At 72.0% G+C, this 16455-nt stretch carries 14 protein-coding genes; 5 read left to right on the top strand and 9 right to left on the bottom strand.

Annotation, left to right across the window (positions count from 1 at the left end):
• Window positions 1-68: 68 nt before the first annotated feature.
• From NO889_RS02950 to NO889_RS02915, 8 genes are all read right to left on the bottom strand, one after another.
• Complete coding sequence (locus NO889_RS02950; RefSeq protein WP_256410771.1) at window positions 69-3281, bottom strand: DUF7286 family protein; 3213 nt, start codon at window positions 3279-3281, stop codon at window positions 69-71.
• A complete protein-coding gene (locus NO889_RS02945) occupies window positions 3282-3827 on the bottom strand; it encodes a DUF7284 family protein (protein WP_256410770.1) in 546 nt (181 codons plus the stop codon).
• Window positions 3824-4249: a DUF7285 family protein gene (locus NO889_RS02940; RefSeq protein ID WP_256410769.1), complete on the bottom strand. Its 426-nt coding sequence runs from the start codon at window positions 4247-4249 to the stop codon at window positions 3824-3826. The genes NO889_RS02945 and NO889_RS02940 overlap by 4 nt, the downstream gene beginning before the upstream one ends.
• Window positions 4230-4712, bottom strand: coding sequence for a DUF7283 family protein (locus tag NO889_RS02935; protein ID WP_256410768.1), 483 nt, complete (start codon window positions 4710-4712; stop codon window positions 4230-4232). Before NO889_RS02935 ends, NO889_RS02940 begins: the two co-directional genes overlap by 20 nt.
• Before the next feature lie 84 nt (window positions 4713-4796).
• Window positions 4797-6584, bottom strand: coding sequence for a type II secretion system F family protein (locus NO889_RS02930; RefSeq protein WP_256410991.1), 1788 nt, complete (start codon window positions 6582-6584; stop codon window positions 4797-4799).
• Window positions 6585-6772: 188 nt separating this feature from the next.
• Window positions 6773-8641: an ATPase, T2SS/T4P/T4SS family gene (locus NO889_RS02925; RefSeq protein ID WP_256410767.1), complete on the bottom strand. Its 1869-nt coding sequence runs from the start codon at window positions 8639-8641 to the stop codon at window positions 6773-6775.
• Between the two features lie 60 nt (window positions 8642-8701).
• Window positions 8702-9190, bottom strand: a complete 489-nt coding sequence (locus tag NO889_RS02920; protein WP_256410766.1) for a DUF7311 family protein — start codon at window positions 9188-9190, stop codon at window positions 8702-8704.
• 54 nt (window positions 9191-9244) lie between these two features.
• Window positions 9245-9790: a DUF7310 family coiled-coil domain-containing protein gene (locus NO889_RS02915; RefSeq protein WP_256410765.1), complete on the bottom strand. Its 546-nt coding sequence runs from the start codon at window positions 9788-9790 to the stop codon at window positions 9245-9247.
• A 75-nt stretch (window positions 9791-9865) separates the two neighbouring features.
• On the opposite strand from NO889_RS02915, the gene NO889_RS02910 reads away from it, so the two are divergent.
• Together NO889_RS02910 and NO889_RS02905 are read left to right on the top strand one after the other, a co-directional pair.
• The gene (locus NO889_RS02910; protein ID WP_256410990.1) at window positions 9866-10945 is read left to right on the top strand and encodes a tubulin/FtsZ family protein; all 1080 of its coding nucleotides are present in this window, start codon (window positions 9866-9868) and stop codon (window positions 10943-10945) included.
• 101 nt (window positions 10946-11046) lie between these two features.
• Complete coding sequence (locus NO889_RS02905) at window positions 11047-11745, top strand: phosphoglycerol geranylgeranyltransferase (protein ID WP_256410764.1); 699 nt, start codon at window positions 11047-11049, stop codon at window positions 11743-11745.
• Window positions 11746-11762: 17 nt separating this feature from the next.
• Here the strand turns inward: NO889_RS02905 and NO889_RS02900 are convergent, their stop codons facing one another.
• Entirely contained in the window at window positions 11763-12404 is a 642-nt protein-coding gene (locus NO889_RS02900) for a riboflavin synthase (RefSeq protein ID WP_256410763.1), read from the bottom strand.
• Window positions 12405-12534: 130 nt separating this feature from the next.
• On the opposite strand from NO889_RS02900, the gene NO889_RS02895 reads away from it, so the two are divergent.
• From NO889_RS02895 to NO889_RS02885, 3 genes are read left to right on the top strand one after another with little or no spacing between them, the layout of a single operon-like run.
• Complete coding sequence (locus NO889_RS02895; protein WP_256410762.1) at window positions 12535-12915, top strand: response regulator transcription factor; 381 nt, start codon at window positions 12535-12537, stop codon at window positions 12913-12915.
• A 1-nt stretch (window position 12916) separates the two neighbouring features.
• On the top strand, window positions 12917-14185 hold the full coding sequence (locus tag NO889_RS02890) for a HEAT repeat domain-containing protein (protein ID WP_256410761.1): 1269 nt from the start codon (window positions 12917-12919) through the stop codon (window positions 14183-14185).
• Window positions 14182-16344 (top strand): glycosyltransferase family 2 protein, encoded by a 2163-nt coding sequence (locus tag NO889_RS02885; protein WP_256410760.1) that lies wholly within the window; start codon window positions 14182-14184, stop codon window positions 16342-16344. Before NO889_RS02890 ends, NO889_RS02885 begins: the two co-directional genes overlap by 4 nt.
• Window positions 16345-16455: the final 111 nt, after the last annotated feature.

Below are 16455 nucleotides of genomic sequence, written 5' to 3'. Positions count from 1 at the left end.
ACCCGCGATCGGCGGTCGCGTCCCAAAACGCCTCCGATCGGCGGCATTCGTCGTCTCGCTCCCCGCGCTCACCAGCCGGGAGACGTCTCGTCCCGCACTCCGTTCACGTCGCCGACGCCCGGCGGCCCCGCGGGAACCGCGACGACGACCACCGTCTCGGTCTCGAACCGCACCGGCTCCGTTCGACCCAGCTGGACTCGCTCGCCCCCGACGTCGACGGTCACCGTCGACTCCTCGCGAACGTACTCGAAGGGACGACCCGGCGTCCCGACGTCGCCGGACAGCGTGAATCGCGGGTACTCGCCGCGCGCCTCCACGCGCCACGCGTTGACCGTCGCCACCCAGTACCCCGGAACGGGAGCGACTGGAAGACCCGCGCCGACGCTACGGTTGGGCTCTCTCGCCCAGCGCGCGACGGCCCGATCGGAGTCCGACGCCCAGCGCTCGACGGCCGCCTCGCCGCCGCGCCGCAGTTCGTCCTCGACCGTTCCCTCGAGTTCGCTCCGGACGTGGCCGCGTACCGTCTCTGCTGGGCCGTCGACGAACCTCGCCGGGATCCGAACGGCGTCCCGACCGGTCGCCTCCATGAGCGAGACGCGGAGCCGCGCGGCGAGCGCTCCCTCCTGCCCGTCCGAGAGCGACTCGACCCTTGCGGTCTCGGCGGCGATCCGGTCCGCGTACTCTCCGTCACCGATGGCGACGGCACGCGATCCCCTCGAACCGTACTCCGCGGCCACTGACTCGACGATCGACCGCCGTTCGTCGCGCGTCAGCGTGCTCCGCTCGCCGAGTGCGGCGACCAGTTCGCGATCGACGATCCCTCTCGCCGATTCGACCCGCTCGGCGAGTTCGTCCCGGTCGGCACGGAGATCCGGGTCGTCGCGACCGACGAGCGATCGATCGGCCGCGAGAAGAACGCGTCCGGCGGTGCCGATCCGCACGCTGTCGCCGCTTCCGAGGACGCGTTCGACGACGCCGCTCGCCACGTCGCCGTACGGGACCGTCACGTAGTTGAGGTTTCGAACGGCGAGCGGCCGGGTCGTCGTTCCGTCGACCGCCTCGACGCTCGCCCCATCGACGGCGGTCCGCGGGAGGTATCCGGGTGAGGCGTTCGGCGTCAATTCGACGGAGCCGCCGGGACCGTCCTCGCCGATCCGGTACGCTTCCGTGTCGCGCGCGGCCTCGCGGCTGGCGATGGTCTCTCCGATCGACGGTCCGCCGAACGCGTCCTCCACTCGTTCGAGGAACGCGTCGGTGGTGACCTCCTCGTCCCCGCTCGCCGACTCTAGCTCGTCGACGACCGCCTCCAGATAGGCGATCCGAACGGAGATCCGCGCCCGATCGACTGCGCCGTCGTAGGTTCGCGGCGCATCCACGAGGTCGCGGCGGCGGTCGCGGAGCGTGTCGGCGAGCCCGCCGTACGGATCCGCCTCGCCGACCGCCATCTCCTCCATGGATTGCTCGGAGTCGATCCCGCGGACCGCCTCTCGAAGGTCGTTGAGGTCGGATCTGACTCGATCGACCGCTCTCTCCGACCGCTCGCCGACCACCACCGTCGATCGTTCGACCCCACCGCGATCGACCGCGTCGTGAGCGAGACGGTCGACGTCGCGAGCGTCGTCGACGCCGAGGTCCGACCGGGCGGCGTCGGGCGTTCCGGAGAGGTCGATCCCGGCGGCTCCGCGTCCGGCACCGAACGTCGCGGTGGGCCGGTCGGGTGCGCGGTCTCGCGGCTCGTATCTCCCGCTCACGTCGACCGAGACGCGGTATCGGTCGGTCGCGGTCGCCCGCGTCGTCTCCCGGTCGACCACCACCTCACGCGTCCCGTAGGTCGCCGGATCCAGCACGGTCCCATTCGGACCCACCTCCGCCGGTTCGACGACGACCTTTCGCCGGACGACCCGCTTCCATCGCCCGGTCACGACCCGTTCGACCCGAACCTCTCGACTCGCCGAGCCGAACTCGACCTCCTCGCCGGACTCGACGGTGCCGGACGGGACGCCCGTCGGGACCTCCTCACCGGGGACGACGCGCGTCGTCTCGTCGACGCTCACGCCGACGCGCTGCCACCTGCCCGCACCGCCGCTCGGCCGCGGCGGTCGCGGTCGGCCGCCATCGACGAACCGGTCTGCAGAGACGTCGAGCGACGCCTCCACGCGGTAGCTGTCTCGAATCTCATCCTCGAGGTCGTCGTGGACCGACACGGCAGCCACGTCGGCCGCGTGGCCAACCGAGATCGATGTCGTCTCGTCGGAGTGGTTCCTCGCCGTGGCGAACCCGTCTGCTCCGGTCTTCGAGTCCGGCGCCGGCGCGTCGAGGACGCGATCGCTCCACGCCGACTCGTCCAGGTCCGTCGGCGCGAGGAGATCGGTCACTCCGGTTTTCGCCGTCGCTTCGGCGACGCCGCCGCGTGCGTCCGGGTCGCTCGTGCCGAACACGTCCCGCTGGGTTCTGACGATCCCAGCGTTCGTCGACAGCTCGACGTGCCGGTTCGCGATCACGTTCTGGATCGGTGCACGCGCGTACTGGCCGTACCCCCGCGCCCACGCGATCGGATAGATGCTGGCGGTCAGTTGCCGGCCGAGCCCCGGTCCTTCGACGGGACCGCGGTTCAGACGCGTCTCGAACCGTTCGGTCCGCTCGTGCGCGGCGAACGTCGGCACGGCAACGACGACGGTTCGGTTCTCCGTCCGTTCGGCGACGGTGCGTCCTCGCCGCGTCACGGTCACCGTCACGTCCTCGAAGACCGCGCGGGTCGCCGTTCCGTCCGCGACGGCGCTCACGCGGACCGTCTCGCGGAGCGTCTCCAGATCGCTCGGCGCGATCCGACCGTCGATACGCTCGAAGTCGACGGTAGCAGAGACGTCGCCGACCTCGGCGGTCACCGCGTCCAGCGCCTCCACGCCGGCGAGCGCCGTTCGGATCCGAAACGCGTCCTCGAAGGCCGAACCGGAACGGACTGCGTCCGTCGCGGTCCCACCGGCGGCCCGCCACGAGGGATCCGCACCGCCGCCGACCGTCGTCGCCTTGGTGACCGGCCTCGCGGCGGCCTCGTGTGCCGCCTCCCGCGCGGCGTGTCTGAGCGCCGCCGTCGCGTCCGCCTCGGCGCGTTCGACGGCTCGCTCGACGCTTCGGTCCTCGCTCACGAGCCCCTGATCCACGATGCCGGCGGCGTACGCCGAACTGGTCACGAGGAGCAACACGCCGACCAGCGCGAACGGAACGCGGGCCCGATCGTCGTCGGCGAGCGACACCGAACGACCGCGTGGTGAACCCGCCATCTACCATGCCCTCACGATGATCCGAAATCGTCCCCGTCCGTTCCCTTCGATCCGCTCCGAACCGGGGTGTGTGAGGACGGCCGCGGTCACGTCGGTACCCACGGGTGGTTCGTTCCCGACTGTAAGCGTCCAAGCCCCTCCACCGTCGCCGGATCGTACGTGAACGTCGTCGTCTCGAGCGTGAGGCCCGGACGACTCGTCGTCCGTCTCGTACCGCACGTCGACACGGGTTCGCCCGCCGAGCGCGTTCGTCACGCGTTCTATCACTCGGGATCGGAACCGATCTTCGATCTCGCCGTCGGTTCCCGGCGGTCCCCGTACGGCCGTCGCGAGCAGCTCCGCCAGCGTCGCGTGAACCGTTCGCGAGTCGTGGTCTCCCTCGCTCACCTCGTAGGTCACCGTCGCGGTCTCGGTCGCGAGCCGGTCGGCGGCATCCGAGGCGGCGTATCCTGCCGTCTCGGAGTCACTTCCGACGCTCCCGAGTGCGACGACGCTCGCGGAGACACAGAGCAGCATGACCGTCACGTCGAGAACGGTGCTCGTCATCGACGCACCGCCAGCCGGAGTCTGCCACGAACGTTCTCGCCGGGAGCGACGGCCACCGTCACCGATCGCTGCGCGACCGCGGGCGATCGGGGGTCGAGCCGCCCGCCGGCGGACGGGGAGACCGAGCCGACGCCGACTCGCCACCGCCGCCGCTCCGTCTCCAACTCGACGACCGCAGGCGTTTCCTCCTCGAGGTGACGCAGGCGCTCCGGACGGACGATCCCGCCGACCGTCGCGTCGCGTTCGATCCGGTCGAGGACGACGTCGGCGGCGGGTTCTTCCGCATCCGGAGTCGCGTCGTCGAGGGCGGTCGCGTACAGACCGAGGGCCGCGCCGACGGCGAGCACGGCGACCAGTGCGGCGAGCGGCTCGACCGCGGCGCGGTCGGCCCCGTCGAGCCGCTCACCCGACGAGCGTGACACGAGTTCCTCCGTACCGGACCTGTCGAACGGTCAGCCGCTGTGGGGCGGTCCGCCACCGATGGTTCCTCGATCTCGCCTGGGCCGCCGCGTCGGAGAACGCTTCAGGATCCTCGAACACGGTTCGCGGCGGAACGCCGTCCAGAACCCGGCGAAGTCGTCGGTCGACGGCGGTCCCGCCGGGAACGACGGGCGTTATCGGCGGTCCTCGGAGAGCCGAACGGGCGGAACCGCCGCCGTTCTCGAGTTCGACCGTGTGCGGTGTGAGTCGCATCCGGTCGGCCGCCAGTCCGTGTTCGGCGGTCGAGACGTACTCGCCGTCGGCGACCGCTCCGATCGTGTGTGCGATTCCGTCCGCGTCCGGCGGCGGGGCCGCGGGGAGCGCGGCGACCACGCCGACGGTCACGACGCTCACCAGCGCGAGGCCGAGCCACGCGTAGGTGGCGTCGAGGTGGGTCTCGAACATGGGTCGGGTGGCCTCGGTATGGTATATAAACCGTCGCCCGGCGGATCGCTCCACGTCGCGAACGCGTCGCCACGTCGTAACGGGCTACAGCAACGCCCCCGCCGCGGCGAACGCCAGGAGGTACGTCGTCGTCGCCGTCGGCAGCGCGATCCCGATCCGGTACGCCACGAGCGTCCCGTCGAAGCCCCGTTCGAGTCCCGTCCCTAGCGCGGTGAGGATCCCGGCGAGGAGGATCACGTAGACGCCGACGATCCGACCGAGGACCGGCACCGACAGCGCGGTCACGACTTCCTCGCTTTCGCTCCCGGTCCGCGGAACCGATCCGGCGGCGTCGACCGCGATCGGATCGCTCGCCATCGCGGCGGTCGTCTCGAGCCCGCCGGTCCCGATCGCCTCGACGCCGGTCGCGAGCGCGACCGTCGCGCCGCCGACTAGCGGGGCGAACACTGCCGCGGTGTTCGCCAGCGTCCCCGTCACGGTCGCGAGCTGTCTCCGCGCGTCGCGTTCCAGCTCCCGAAGCCGCTCGAGCTGGTCCGCGAGTTCCAACAGCACGTCCCCGGCCGGCCGCCCCTCCCGCGCGGCGATCGCCAGCAGGGCGACGGTTCCCTGAACCCTCGGAGAGGGGACCGTCGCCGCCGGCCCCCCGTCACCCAAAAACGCCTCGCGAACGTCGACGCGAAGGGTGTCGCTTCGCCGTGCGGCGAGTTCGAAGACCTCGCCGGTCGCACCGTCGAGCTTGTCGCCGGCGTTCCCGACCGCGCGTTCGACCGAGACGCCCTCGGCGACGTCCCCGCCGACGATCGTCATCGCGTCGGGGAGGCCGCTCTCGATCGCCGTGACCGTCGAGAGCACCGCTCGCCGCGGCCGGACGACGACGACCAGCGCCGCTCCGATCCCGACGCCGACCGCGCCGATCGGGGCCGCCCACGACGCGACGAGCGATCCCGAGCCGACGCCGGCAACGACGCCGGTTCCGACGCCGACGGCGACCGCGTGGAGACGTCTGTCCGGGACGTCGGGATGGTCGCTTCGGATCGTCGGCGGCGGGAACGCGACGGGGCGCTTCGAGAGGAGCCACGCGGCCGCGACGAGGAGACCGACGGGAAGCGCTACCAGATACCCCCCGGCGACGGCCGACGGCGGGATCGGCACGCCCGAGGCTGCCGCGGCCGGGAGCAGCGCCACGAGCGCCAAGGGAAGGAGCACGCCGAAGGCGTACAGCGCCGACACCGGGCCCTGGACGTCCCCGACGAACTCGGCCAGCCGCTCCGTCGTCCCCGAGAGCGTCGTCTCGAGCGCCCGATCGAGACACCGGCCGCGGCGCTCCGGCGGCGCGGCCGCCGCCGTCCGAACGAGCGTCGACGCCCGTTCGATCGCCGGAAACCACGCTCCCCACTCGCGGGCGAACTCGCGGAGTCCGCTCGTCGGGCCGTTGACGCACCGTCGTTCGTGTCGCGCCAGGTTCTCCGCGAGCGGTCCGCGACCGGTCCGCGCGGCGAACCGCACCGCGCGCTCCGTCGACGGGTCGAGACGCATCCGGAGGACGAGGCGTCCGACGAGTCCGGGCGTCGCCCCGAGCGCGCGGGTTCGCCGTAGCGCCGCGAGCCACACGGGACCTCGGTGTACCGCGTGGATCGCCGCGAGTCCGCCCGAGACGCCCGCGAGCGATCCCGAGACGGTCCCGGCGAGGAGCACACCGGCCACGACGAAACAGAGCCCCGCACCGATCCCGGCGCGATGTCCCGCCTCGATCACCCGTTCGGCCGTCGATTCCCACTCGAGGAACGCGATCGCTCGTCGGAGTTCGTGCGATCCCGCTTCGGTCGATCCGCCGCCGGCCGACGCTCCGTCCCCGCCCGCGAACGCGGCGATCGCCGCGGCCGCGGATCTCACCGTCGATCGTTCGGCGGTCGCGTCGCCACCGTCTCGCTCGGCTGGGCCCTCGATCTCCGGATCGATCGGTCTCTCGTCCTTCCGATCGGTCGCGCTCCGGGCCGGTCCCGAGTCGCCCCTTCGATTCGATGCGATTCCCTCGGCGCGTCGAGTCGAACGCGGCTCCGTCACCGTCCCCACCCCGCGTAGCGGTCGGGCGTCGTCCGTCCGGTCGTCGATGCCGTGCGGATCCGCCCTTCGCGTCGACCGATCGCCTCCCGGACGTCGGCATACGACTCCTCGGTCTCGGCGAGGTCGTCGACGAGACGGCTCTCGCCCCTACCGATCCGGCCGGTGGACGCGAGCCCGTCGACCGTCCGCTCGAACAGCGCGTCGAAGCTCACCACGTCGTCGTGATCGGTCACCTCGACGACCGTCTCGACCCGGTGATCGTCCAACAGCACGAGGAGATCCGTGGACGCGAACGACGAGCGGGCCACGCCGAGGTCCGTGACGACGCGTTCGCGGACCGCCGCCGGGTTCTCGCCGTGGATCGTCCCGAGGACGGTCTCGCCGGCGGCCCCGACGCGCATCGCCTCGTACAGCGCCTTCGCCTCCTCGCCGCGAACCTCGCCGACGACCAGGGCCCCGCCCCCGAGCCGGAGCGCGGTCCGAACCGCCTCGGTCGGCGTCGGTTCCGCGTCGTCGCCGACGCGGAGCCGCTGGACGTCTCTACCCGCGGCGGCGAGCGCGTCCGCGGGGAGTTCGGGCGTGTCCTCGATCAGGATCGATCGCGCGTCGGGCGGAAGCTCCCACAACAGGGAGCCGAGCGCGGTCGTCTTTCCGGCCCCGCGTCCGCCGGCGACGAGCCCCGTGACGCCGCGCTCGACGGCGATCGAGAGGAGTCCGGCCGCCGCGGGCGAGAGCGTCCCGGCGGCGACGAGACGGGCGAGCGTCCAGGCCTCCGGGTCGCCGCGGCGGAAGGTGAACGAGAGCCCGTCGCTCGCGGGCGCCGTCGTCGCCGCCACCCGGACCGTCCCCGACTCGGCGTCGACGGTCGAATCGAGCGTCGGCGTCGCTCGGGAGAACGCCCGACCGCTCGTTCGGCGGAGCCGGGACGCGAGCGTCGCGGCCCCCTCCGGCGGAAGCCTGACGTTCGTCTGACACCGCTCGCCGTCGAGGACGACGCGGAGGGGGTTCTCAGTGACCGGCGCGGAGAGGGTCGCGTCGCTGACGCGGTCGTCGGCGAAGACGTGTTCGAACGCGCCGTACCCGTTGGTGTGTCGGCGGAGCGTGGCAGCGAGCGCGTCGACGGGGTCGTCCGGACCCGCCACCGCTCGAACCGCTCGGCCGGGTGCCCGCTCGCCGCCTCTCGGGTCGGCGAGTAGCCGCTCTCTCGCGGCGTCGAGCGTCTCGAACGCGTCCGCGTCGAACGCCGCCATCGGCGGCGTGAGGTGGTACGTCCGAAGCGCGCCCGTCCCCTCGTAGAGCCTGACCGTCGCGCCCGTCTCGAGGTTCCACCGGTCGACGAGCGTCGCTCCCGGCGGCGGGTCGGCCGCGACCCGCGTCGCCGCCACGGTCGGCCCGACGTGCGCCCGGACCGCGTCCGCCGTCCGGTCGATCCCGGCGACCGCCTCCTCGAGCCCCGTCTCGGCGACGATCCGCCCGACCGGTCCGGCGCGCCCGGCCGCCTCCCGTGCGGCTCCGACCGGGTCTCGGACCACGCGCTCCGCGAGCCGCGTTTCGTGGAACTCGACGCGCTCGCGAAAGCGCCCCGCGGCGAGCAGACACGCGGCCGATCGGCCGGTGTAAGCGCGTTCGCGGCCCGCGTGTTCGGTCCGGACGACGTCGGCGTCGCGGTCGGCGAGCGCCTCGATCGCGGCGGCCAGACACGCCGGGCTCTCGGCGAGGTCGCCGCCGCCCGGACAGTCGTTCGCGTCGATCGCGAGGACGACGCGGTCGTCGACGCCCGTTCCGACGGGTCGCTCGAACGACGCGTCACAGGTACACTCGCCGCCGGTTCCGAACCTGGGGAGCGAGGAGAGATCGAGTTTCATGGCGACCGTGGCCGCGACATCGTATATAAGGGGTCGTCCGGGACGATCCGGCGTTCCCGGTCACCCGGCCCGGGCGATCCGGACCGTCGGCCCGCCGTCGTCGACCAGCCGAAGCTCGAGTTCCGTCTCGCCGTCCGGTTCGAGTTCGATCGGTCCGTCGCGGAGGGAGATCCCGATCGCGTCCGTCGGCGGCACGATCGAGACCCGTCGAACCGACCCGTGCCGGAGCCGATACACGAGGGCGGCTCCCTCGGAGACGCGGGCCTCGGTCGTCGTGTCGGTCCGCGTCGGATCCGCGAGCGCGAGCCGATCGATCGGGGCCGCGAGGACCCCGGTCGGCGCGGACACGACGAGGGACGTTCGCGCGGCGAGACTCGGGTCCGCGACGGCGACCGAGTCGGCGGTCACCCCGCCTGCGGCGCGCTCGATGTGGCTCGCCTCCGTTCCGAGTCGCTCGACGACCGTGTCTCGTCCGGCGTCCTCGATCGCCGGCATCGAGGCGGTCAGGAGCGCGACCGCGAGGAGGACCGTCAGGACGACGCGGATCACGGCTTCCCGCCCTCGTCGTCGGCGGTCGCGCGGCCGATCCCACGCCGGTTCAGTTTACAGGGCCTCACGAAGCCGTTCGAGTGGACTCGCCTCCTCCTCGGTGCTCCCGACCGATCTCTCTCCCGTCGATCGGGCATCGTCCGGGATCGCCGCGTCGAGCGCGTCGTCGCCGGGGATCTCGTCGTTCTCGGTGGTTCGATTCTCGTCGATCCCGTTCTCGTCGATCCCGTTTCCGGAGGTTACGCCCCCGACCATCCCGTCGCTGGACGACGCATCGGCGTCGGGAGGTCCACCGTCTCGGGCGGCCGTGGCCCGCGCGAGCGCCAGGTCGGCGCGGCGCTCGACCTCGCGGTTGACCGCACGGATCGCGCCCGCGTACCCGCGGACGGCCTGCGTCGCCGCCTCGAGCTCCTCGATCCGCGCCTCGACCGCGTCGAGCCGCTCCGCGATCGCCTCGCGCTCGGCGTCGGCCGTCGCGCCGTCGACGACTCCCGCGACCGACCGATCCGTCCCGGTGAGCGCGCGCTCGACCGCGTCGAGCCGTTGCTCGAGGCGGGCACGGTCGTCCGGCGATCCGCTCGCGTTCGTCTCGTTTGCCATGTCCCAGCTGGCCGCGGTTTCGTACTTAACCGGTCGGGGGAAAGAGTATTGATGTCAGACACGTATCGTGAACGCATGAAGGCCCTCCTCGTCGGCGTCGGACAGGCAGGCGGGAAGCTCACGACCGCCCTCTCCGAGTTCGACGCGGAGATGGGGTTCGGTTCGGTCCGTGACGCGCTCGCCGTCAACACCGCCGTAGCCGACCTCGACCCGCTTCCGCTCGATACGGTTCTCATCGGGCAGTCCCGCGTGAGCGGTCACGGCGTCGGCGGCGACAACGAGCTCGGCGCGGAGGTGATGGACGAGGACTCCATCGAGGTGCTGGACGCGCTCGCCCCCCGGATGACCGCCGAGATCGAGGCGGTCGTCGTCGTCGCCGGCCTCGGCGGCGGCACGGGTTCCGGCGGCGCGCCGGTGCTCGTCCGCGAGCTCTCGCGGGTGTACGACGTGCCGATCTACGCGCTCGGCGTGCTTCCCGGTCGCGACGAGGGAGCGCTGTATCAGGTGAACGCCGGCCGGTCGCTGAAGACGCTCGTCCGGGAGGCCGACGCGACGATCCTCCTCGACAACGACGCCTGGCGCTCGGCGGGCGAGAGCGTCGAGGGCGGCTACGCCGCGATCAACGAGTCGATGGCGAAACGCGTCGGCCTGCTGCTCGCGGCGGGCGAGGCCACGCAGGGGGTCGGCGAGTCCGTCGTCGACACCAGCGAGGTGATCAACACGCTGCGGGCCGGCGGGATGGCGGCGGTCGGCTACGCCTCCTCGCCCGCCGCCGAGGACCCTGGCGAGAACGTCAACACGGTGACGAGCGCGGTCCGCAGCGCGGTGATGACCGGCCTCTCGCTGCCGAACGCCACCGACGCCGACGCCGGGCTCGTCGCGGTCGCCGGCGACCCGGACCGGATCTCCCGCAAGGGCGCGGAGAAGGCCCGCAAGTGGCTCCAGGAGGAGACGGGGTCGATGCAGGTCCGCGGCGGCGACTTCCCGATGAACTCCGATCGGATCGCGGCCGTCGTACTGCTCGCGGGCGTCGAGCGCTCGAAGCGCGTCGAGGAGTTCCTCGAGCGCGCCAGACAGGCCGTCCGCGACGAGCCGGAGGCGACGCCGGATCCCGCCGCGGCGTTCCGCAACGACGAGATCGACGACCTGCTGTGAGGCGGTCGCGGGCGCTCGGCGCGGAGCGCCCGCCGAGACGGATCGCCGCCCGCCGCGACGCTTCCGCACCTTTTTGGTTCCGCCCGGTGGAGACCCGAGCGATGAGCAATCCGTGGGACGATTGGGACCACGTGCTGAAGGTCGACCCCGACAAGGACCTCTGTGACGGGGAGACCTTCGAGGACGTGTGCCGGACCGGGACCGACGCGATCGAGATCGGCGGGACCCTCGACGTCACCGCCGAGAAGATGACGCGGGTCATCGACGCCGCCGCCGAGTACGACGTCCCGCTCTACCAGGAGCCGTCGAACCCCGGCGTCGTCATCGACTCGCCGGCGCTCGAGGGGTACCTGATCCCGACGGTGTTCAACGCCGGCGGCCCCTTCTGGATCACGGGTGCACACAAGGAGTGGGTCCGCATCGACGACCTCGACTGGGACCGGACCCACACCGAGGCGTACATCGTGATGAACCCCGACGCGTCCGTCGCGGAGCTGACGAACGCGAACTGCGACCTCACCGCCGACGACGTGGAGGCGTACGCCAAGGTCGCGGAACGGATGTTCGGCCAGGAGATCGTCTATCTCGAGTACTCGGGCACCTTCGGCGATACGGAGAAGGTCGCCGCCGCCCACGACGCGCTCGACGACGCCACGCTGTTTTACGGCGGCGGGATCCACGATTACGAGTCGGCGAACACGATGGCGGCACACAGCGACGTGATCGTCGTCGGCGACCTCCTCCACGACGAGGGCGTCGACGCGGTCCGCGAGACCGTTCGGGGCGCGAAGGACGCGTGAACCGCCTCGGAGTCGGCCTAGACGTAGCCCTCTAGCATGTTCTCTACGTACTTGGCGATCACGTCCACCTCCAGGTGGACCGGGTCACCCGCGGACTTCTCCGAGAGCGTCGTCAGTTCGTACGTGGTCGGGATGATCGCCACGTCGAACTCGTCGGCGCGCTTCTCCGCGATCGTGAGCGAGATCCCGTCGAGCGTCACCGAGCCCTTGTCGACGAGGTAGCGGCCGTGACCCTCGGGGATCGAGAAGGTGAACCGCCAATCCTCGCCGATCCGCTCGACGCCTTCCACCGCCGCCACCGTGTCGACGTGTCCCTGGACGACGTGGCCGTCGAACCGCCCGTCCGCGGGCATCGCCCGCTCGAGGTTGACCGCGTCGCCGACGCGGAGGTCGCCGAGGTACGTCTTCGCGACCGTCTCCGCCGCGAGAAAGACCTCGAACCAGGCGTTCGCCCCCTCCGAGTCCGCGGTCGCGTCCACGTCGTCCGCGACCCCGTGTTCCTCGACGGTCAGACAGACGCCGCTCACGCTTATCGACTGGCCGTGCGCGAGGTCGTCGAAGCCGTCGACCCCGTCGACGGCGATCCGCAGCCGGAGGCCGTCTTCCGTCTCGGTTCGCGCCCGGACGGTCCCGGTTCCCTCGACGATGCCGGTGAACATACCCGGTCTGCGGGCGGCCGACGGATAGCCGTTCTGGGTTCGGGCGTCGCCGGTCGTCGTCGCGTCGAGCGTCGCCGGTCGTCGTCGCGCTCCCGACACCCTCAAGTCGTCGACCGTGCTGGTGGGTGACGTGTCCAGGTCCGCGGTGATAGCCGACGACGACGAGGCGATCCGGTCGATCCTCCAGTACAAACTGTCGATGGCCGGGTTCGACCTCGACGTCTGTCGCGACGGCCACGAGGCGCGCGAGACACTCGACGCGCCCGGCGCGGACCCCGACGTGGTCGTCCTCGACGTGATGATGCCGCGGCTGAAGGGGACCGACCTGCTCCGTGCGATCCGCCGGGGGGAACTCGCCGTCGACCCCGACGTTCCGGTGGTCATGCTCACCTCCCGCGGCCGCGAGGAGGACGTGTTGACCGGGCTCGAGGCGGGAGCGGACGAGTACCTCACCAAGCCGTTCAGCCCGAACGAACTGCTGGCGCGCATCGAGAAGCTGCTGGAGGGATGACGTGTACGCCTCCGCGTCGCGAACCGTCGGCGTTCCGCCCGATCCGGGACCGCCGGTCGGCACCGCACAGGTCGACCTCCCGTCGCTCGCGGTCTCGATCGGCATCGTCGTCCTCGGGTCGCTTCTCGTCTCGGCCGTCCTCGTCACGGTCGGGTACTCGCTTCTCGCGGCACGGCGTCGCCGCCGGCGCGAGCCGGTCCGGGCGGACCTCCGGTCCGAACTCCTCGAGCGGCTGTACGGCCGGGAGGACCCCGGCTGGGAGACGTGGGCCGCGTCGCTGTCGGCGGCCCGCCGCGACGAGCTCCGGTCCCTCCTCGACGTCTACCTCCGCCGGATCGAGGGACGCGACGCGGAGCGGTTGGCACGGCTCGGCGCCGCGCTCGGGATCCCCGAGCGCTCTCGTCGGGAGATCCGCGATGGCGACTATTGGGATCGGCTCGACGCGCTGACCTGGCTCGCGCTCCTCCGGGACCCGCCCGACCGTGCCCTGCTCGAGGCGCGCTGTACCGACACGCCGCGCGAGCGCGCGGCGGCCGTGCGCGTCCTGTACGCGAGCGACGCGCCCGACCTCGCGACGACCGGCGTCGACCTCCTCCTCGGCGACGACCCCTCCGCCTTCTCGGTGTTCGGGATCGATACCCTGTATCGGGTCGGCGAGACCGATCCCGGACCGCTCTTCGACCGGGCGGCGGCCGAGTTCGACGGGTGGGACCCCGCGGTCCAACAGCAGGTGTTGTCCGTGACGGGGCACCTCCACACGGTCGTCGGCGACGCCGACCTCTCGTGGGTCGTCGGGGCGGTCTCGAGCCCGGAGGAGCGGGTCAGGGTCGCCGCCTGGCGCGCGCTCGCCGCGTACGGCTGGAACGCCCCGCTGCGGGCCCGGATCGATCCGACCGCGGCGCTCGATGACCCCTCTCCGGTCGTCCGGGCGAGCGCCTACCGGCTGCTCGGCGCGTGGGGCGACGCGGAGGCGCTGTCCGCGCTCCGGACGGTCGCGGCCGCGGAGCCCGACGGACGGACCCGCGTCGCGGCGGCCGAGGCCCTGCTGTCACACCGCGGTCGCGGGGGCGGTCGGTCGCTCGAGTTCCCCGCCGGTCTCGGGAGCGAGCCTCCCGGCGGACCCGAGAGTGCGTCTCCTGGCGGACTCGCCGACGCGTGGGCGTGGGCCGTCGAGCACGCCCGGTTCGACGACCTGGCGCGCGACGTCCCCCGACGGGGTGCCCTCGGGCACGGAACCGCCTCGCGCGGTTCGGAGGGTTCGTCCCGATGACGGTCGTCGAGGACCTCGCCGTCGCGCTGGTCGTCGGATCCGGCGTGTTCATCGTCGGCTACTACCTCCTCGTCAACGCGGGCTACCTCCTCATCCACGTCCTCGCGCTGTTCGAGCTGCGCGACAGCGTGCGCGAGTCGGAGTGGAGCCCGCCGTTCCGGGCGTTCGACAGCCCCTTCTATCCCGGCGTCGCGATGGTCGTTCCCGCGTACAACGAGGCGGCGACCATCGTCGAGAGCGTCCGGTCGATGCTGACGCTGAACTACCCGGACCAGGAGGTCGTCGTCGTCAACGACGGCTCGACGGACGCCACGATGGACCGGCTCCGCGGGGCGTTCGACCTGGAACGGATCGACGCGGCGGTCCCTTACGGGGTCCCCGCCGAACCCATCCGTGGGGTGTACCGCTCGACGCGTCACGAGGACCTCCTCGTCGTCGACAAGGAGAACGGCGGGAAAAGCGACGCGCTCAACGCGGGGCTGTGGCTCACCGACCAGGAGCTGTTCTGTGCGGTCGACTCCGACACGGTCATCGACCGGGACGCCCTGCTCCAGATCGTCCGCCCGTTCCTCGAGGAGCCCGAGAAGGCGGTCGCCAGCGGGGGGACGATCCGGGTCGCCAACGACTGCGTCGTCGAGGACGGCGAGGTCCAGGAGATCAACCTCCCGAGGACCGGGCTGCCCGGACTCCAGGTGATGGAGTACCTCCGCGCGTTCTACTCCGGCCGGCTCGGGTTGAGCCGCCTCAAGGGGTTGGTGCTCATCTCCGGGGCGTTCGGCGTCTTCCGAACCGACCGGGTCCGCGAGATCGGCGGCTACCGCCACGACACGGTCACCGAGGACTTCGACGTGGTCGTCCGGCTCCACCGGTACCTCTCCGACGAGGAGGTGGAGTACACGGTCGATTTCCTCCCGGAGCCGGTCGCGTGGACGGAGGTTCCGGAGACCCTCGTGGGGCTCGGGCGCCAGCGACGCCGCTGGTACCGCGGGATGCTCGAGACGGTCGTCGCCAACCGCGGAGTGTTCTTCAGGCGGCGCTACGGCCGCGTCGGGACCGCGATCCTGCCCTTCTTCACCGCCGCGGAGGCGCTCGGGCCGCTCATCGAGGGCTTCGGCTACGTCCTCCTCCCGCTGGCGTGGTACTTCGGGATCTTGAACGTCGAGTTCTTCCTCGCGTTCCTGCTTCTCACCGTCGGCGTCGGCGTCTTCCTCTCGTGGTTCGGCGTGTTCAGCGAGGTGTGGAGCTTCAATCGCTACGAGGACCCCAGGGACGTGGTCCGGCTGCTGTGGTACGGCGTCCTCGAGAACTTCGGCTACCGTCAGTGGAAGACGGCGGTCGCCTGGCACGGGCTCGTCGAGTTCCTCCGCGGTGAGACGTCCTGGGGCGTGATGGAGCGGCGCGGGTTCGGCGGGGCGTCGGGCGGCTCGGTCGCGGCCGCCGGCACCGCCGCCGGCGACCCCCCGGACGTGACGACCGACGCGGAGACGGATCCGGGCGACTCCGGGGGGTTCGTGTGGGTCGACCGGTTCGCCGACGACCTTCCCGACCCGGACGCCGTCGACGACTTCAACTGGATCGACGACCTCGTCGAGGAGCCCGGCACCGACGGGGTCCGCTGGATCGCCCGGATCGCGGGGGTGGACTCGTCCGCGGCCGGAGGACCCCTTGCGGAGGCGGAGTCGTCCGTGGAGACAGGATCGTCCGCGGAAGGGGAGGCGGAACCGCCCTCGACGACAGTCGGGGGAGCCGTCGGCGGCTTCCTCCGGACGCCGGACCCGCGAAACGGCGTGGACGACGGCGGATTCGTGTGGACCACCGACTTCTCGGAGGGCGTCGGCGACGGCGGGTTCGTCTGGACCACGGACCCCTCCGTGGGAGTGGGTGACGGCGGATTCGTCTGGGTGTTCGGGGACGACGGCGATCCCGCCTCCGGCCGCCTCGTCGCGACGACGGACTTCTCGCTCGGCGTGGGCGACGGCGGGTTCGTCTGGACCACGGATCCGAGCGACGGAGTCGGCGACGGCGGGTTCGTCTGGACGCGCGAGTTCGCCGACGGGGAGGGTCGGGAGGGCTACGTCTGGGTGGTCGACGCCGACGAGTCGCCCGGCGACGGGATCGGGCCGTTGGGTGCCTGGATCGATGACGGAGACGACGGGTGAGACGGCTCTCTTTCGCGTGATCGGATCGATCGGTCCGGGATCGTTGCCGGCGCGGTGAACACCGCCAACGCCCCAGCCGCTCGGTTCACGGCTCCCTCGCCGGCGGCGGAG

The organism is Halorubrum rubrum, from assembly GCF_024494685.1.
Classification (GTDB): Archaea; Halobacteriota; Halobacteria; order Halobacteriales; family Haloferacaceae; genus Halorubrum; species Halorubrum rubrum.
This window is presented reverse-complemented; position numbering and strand designations above follow the sequence as displayed.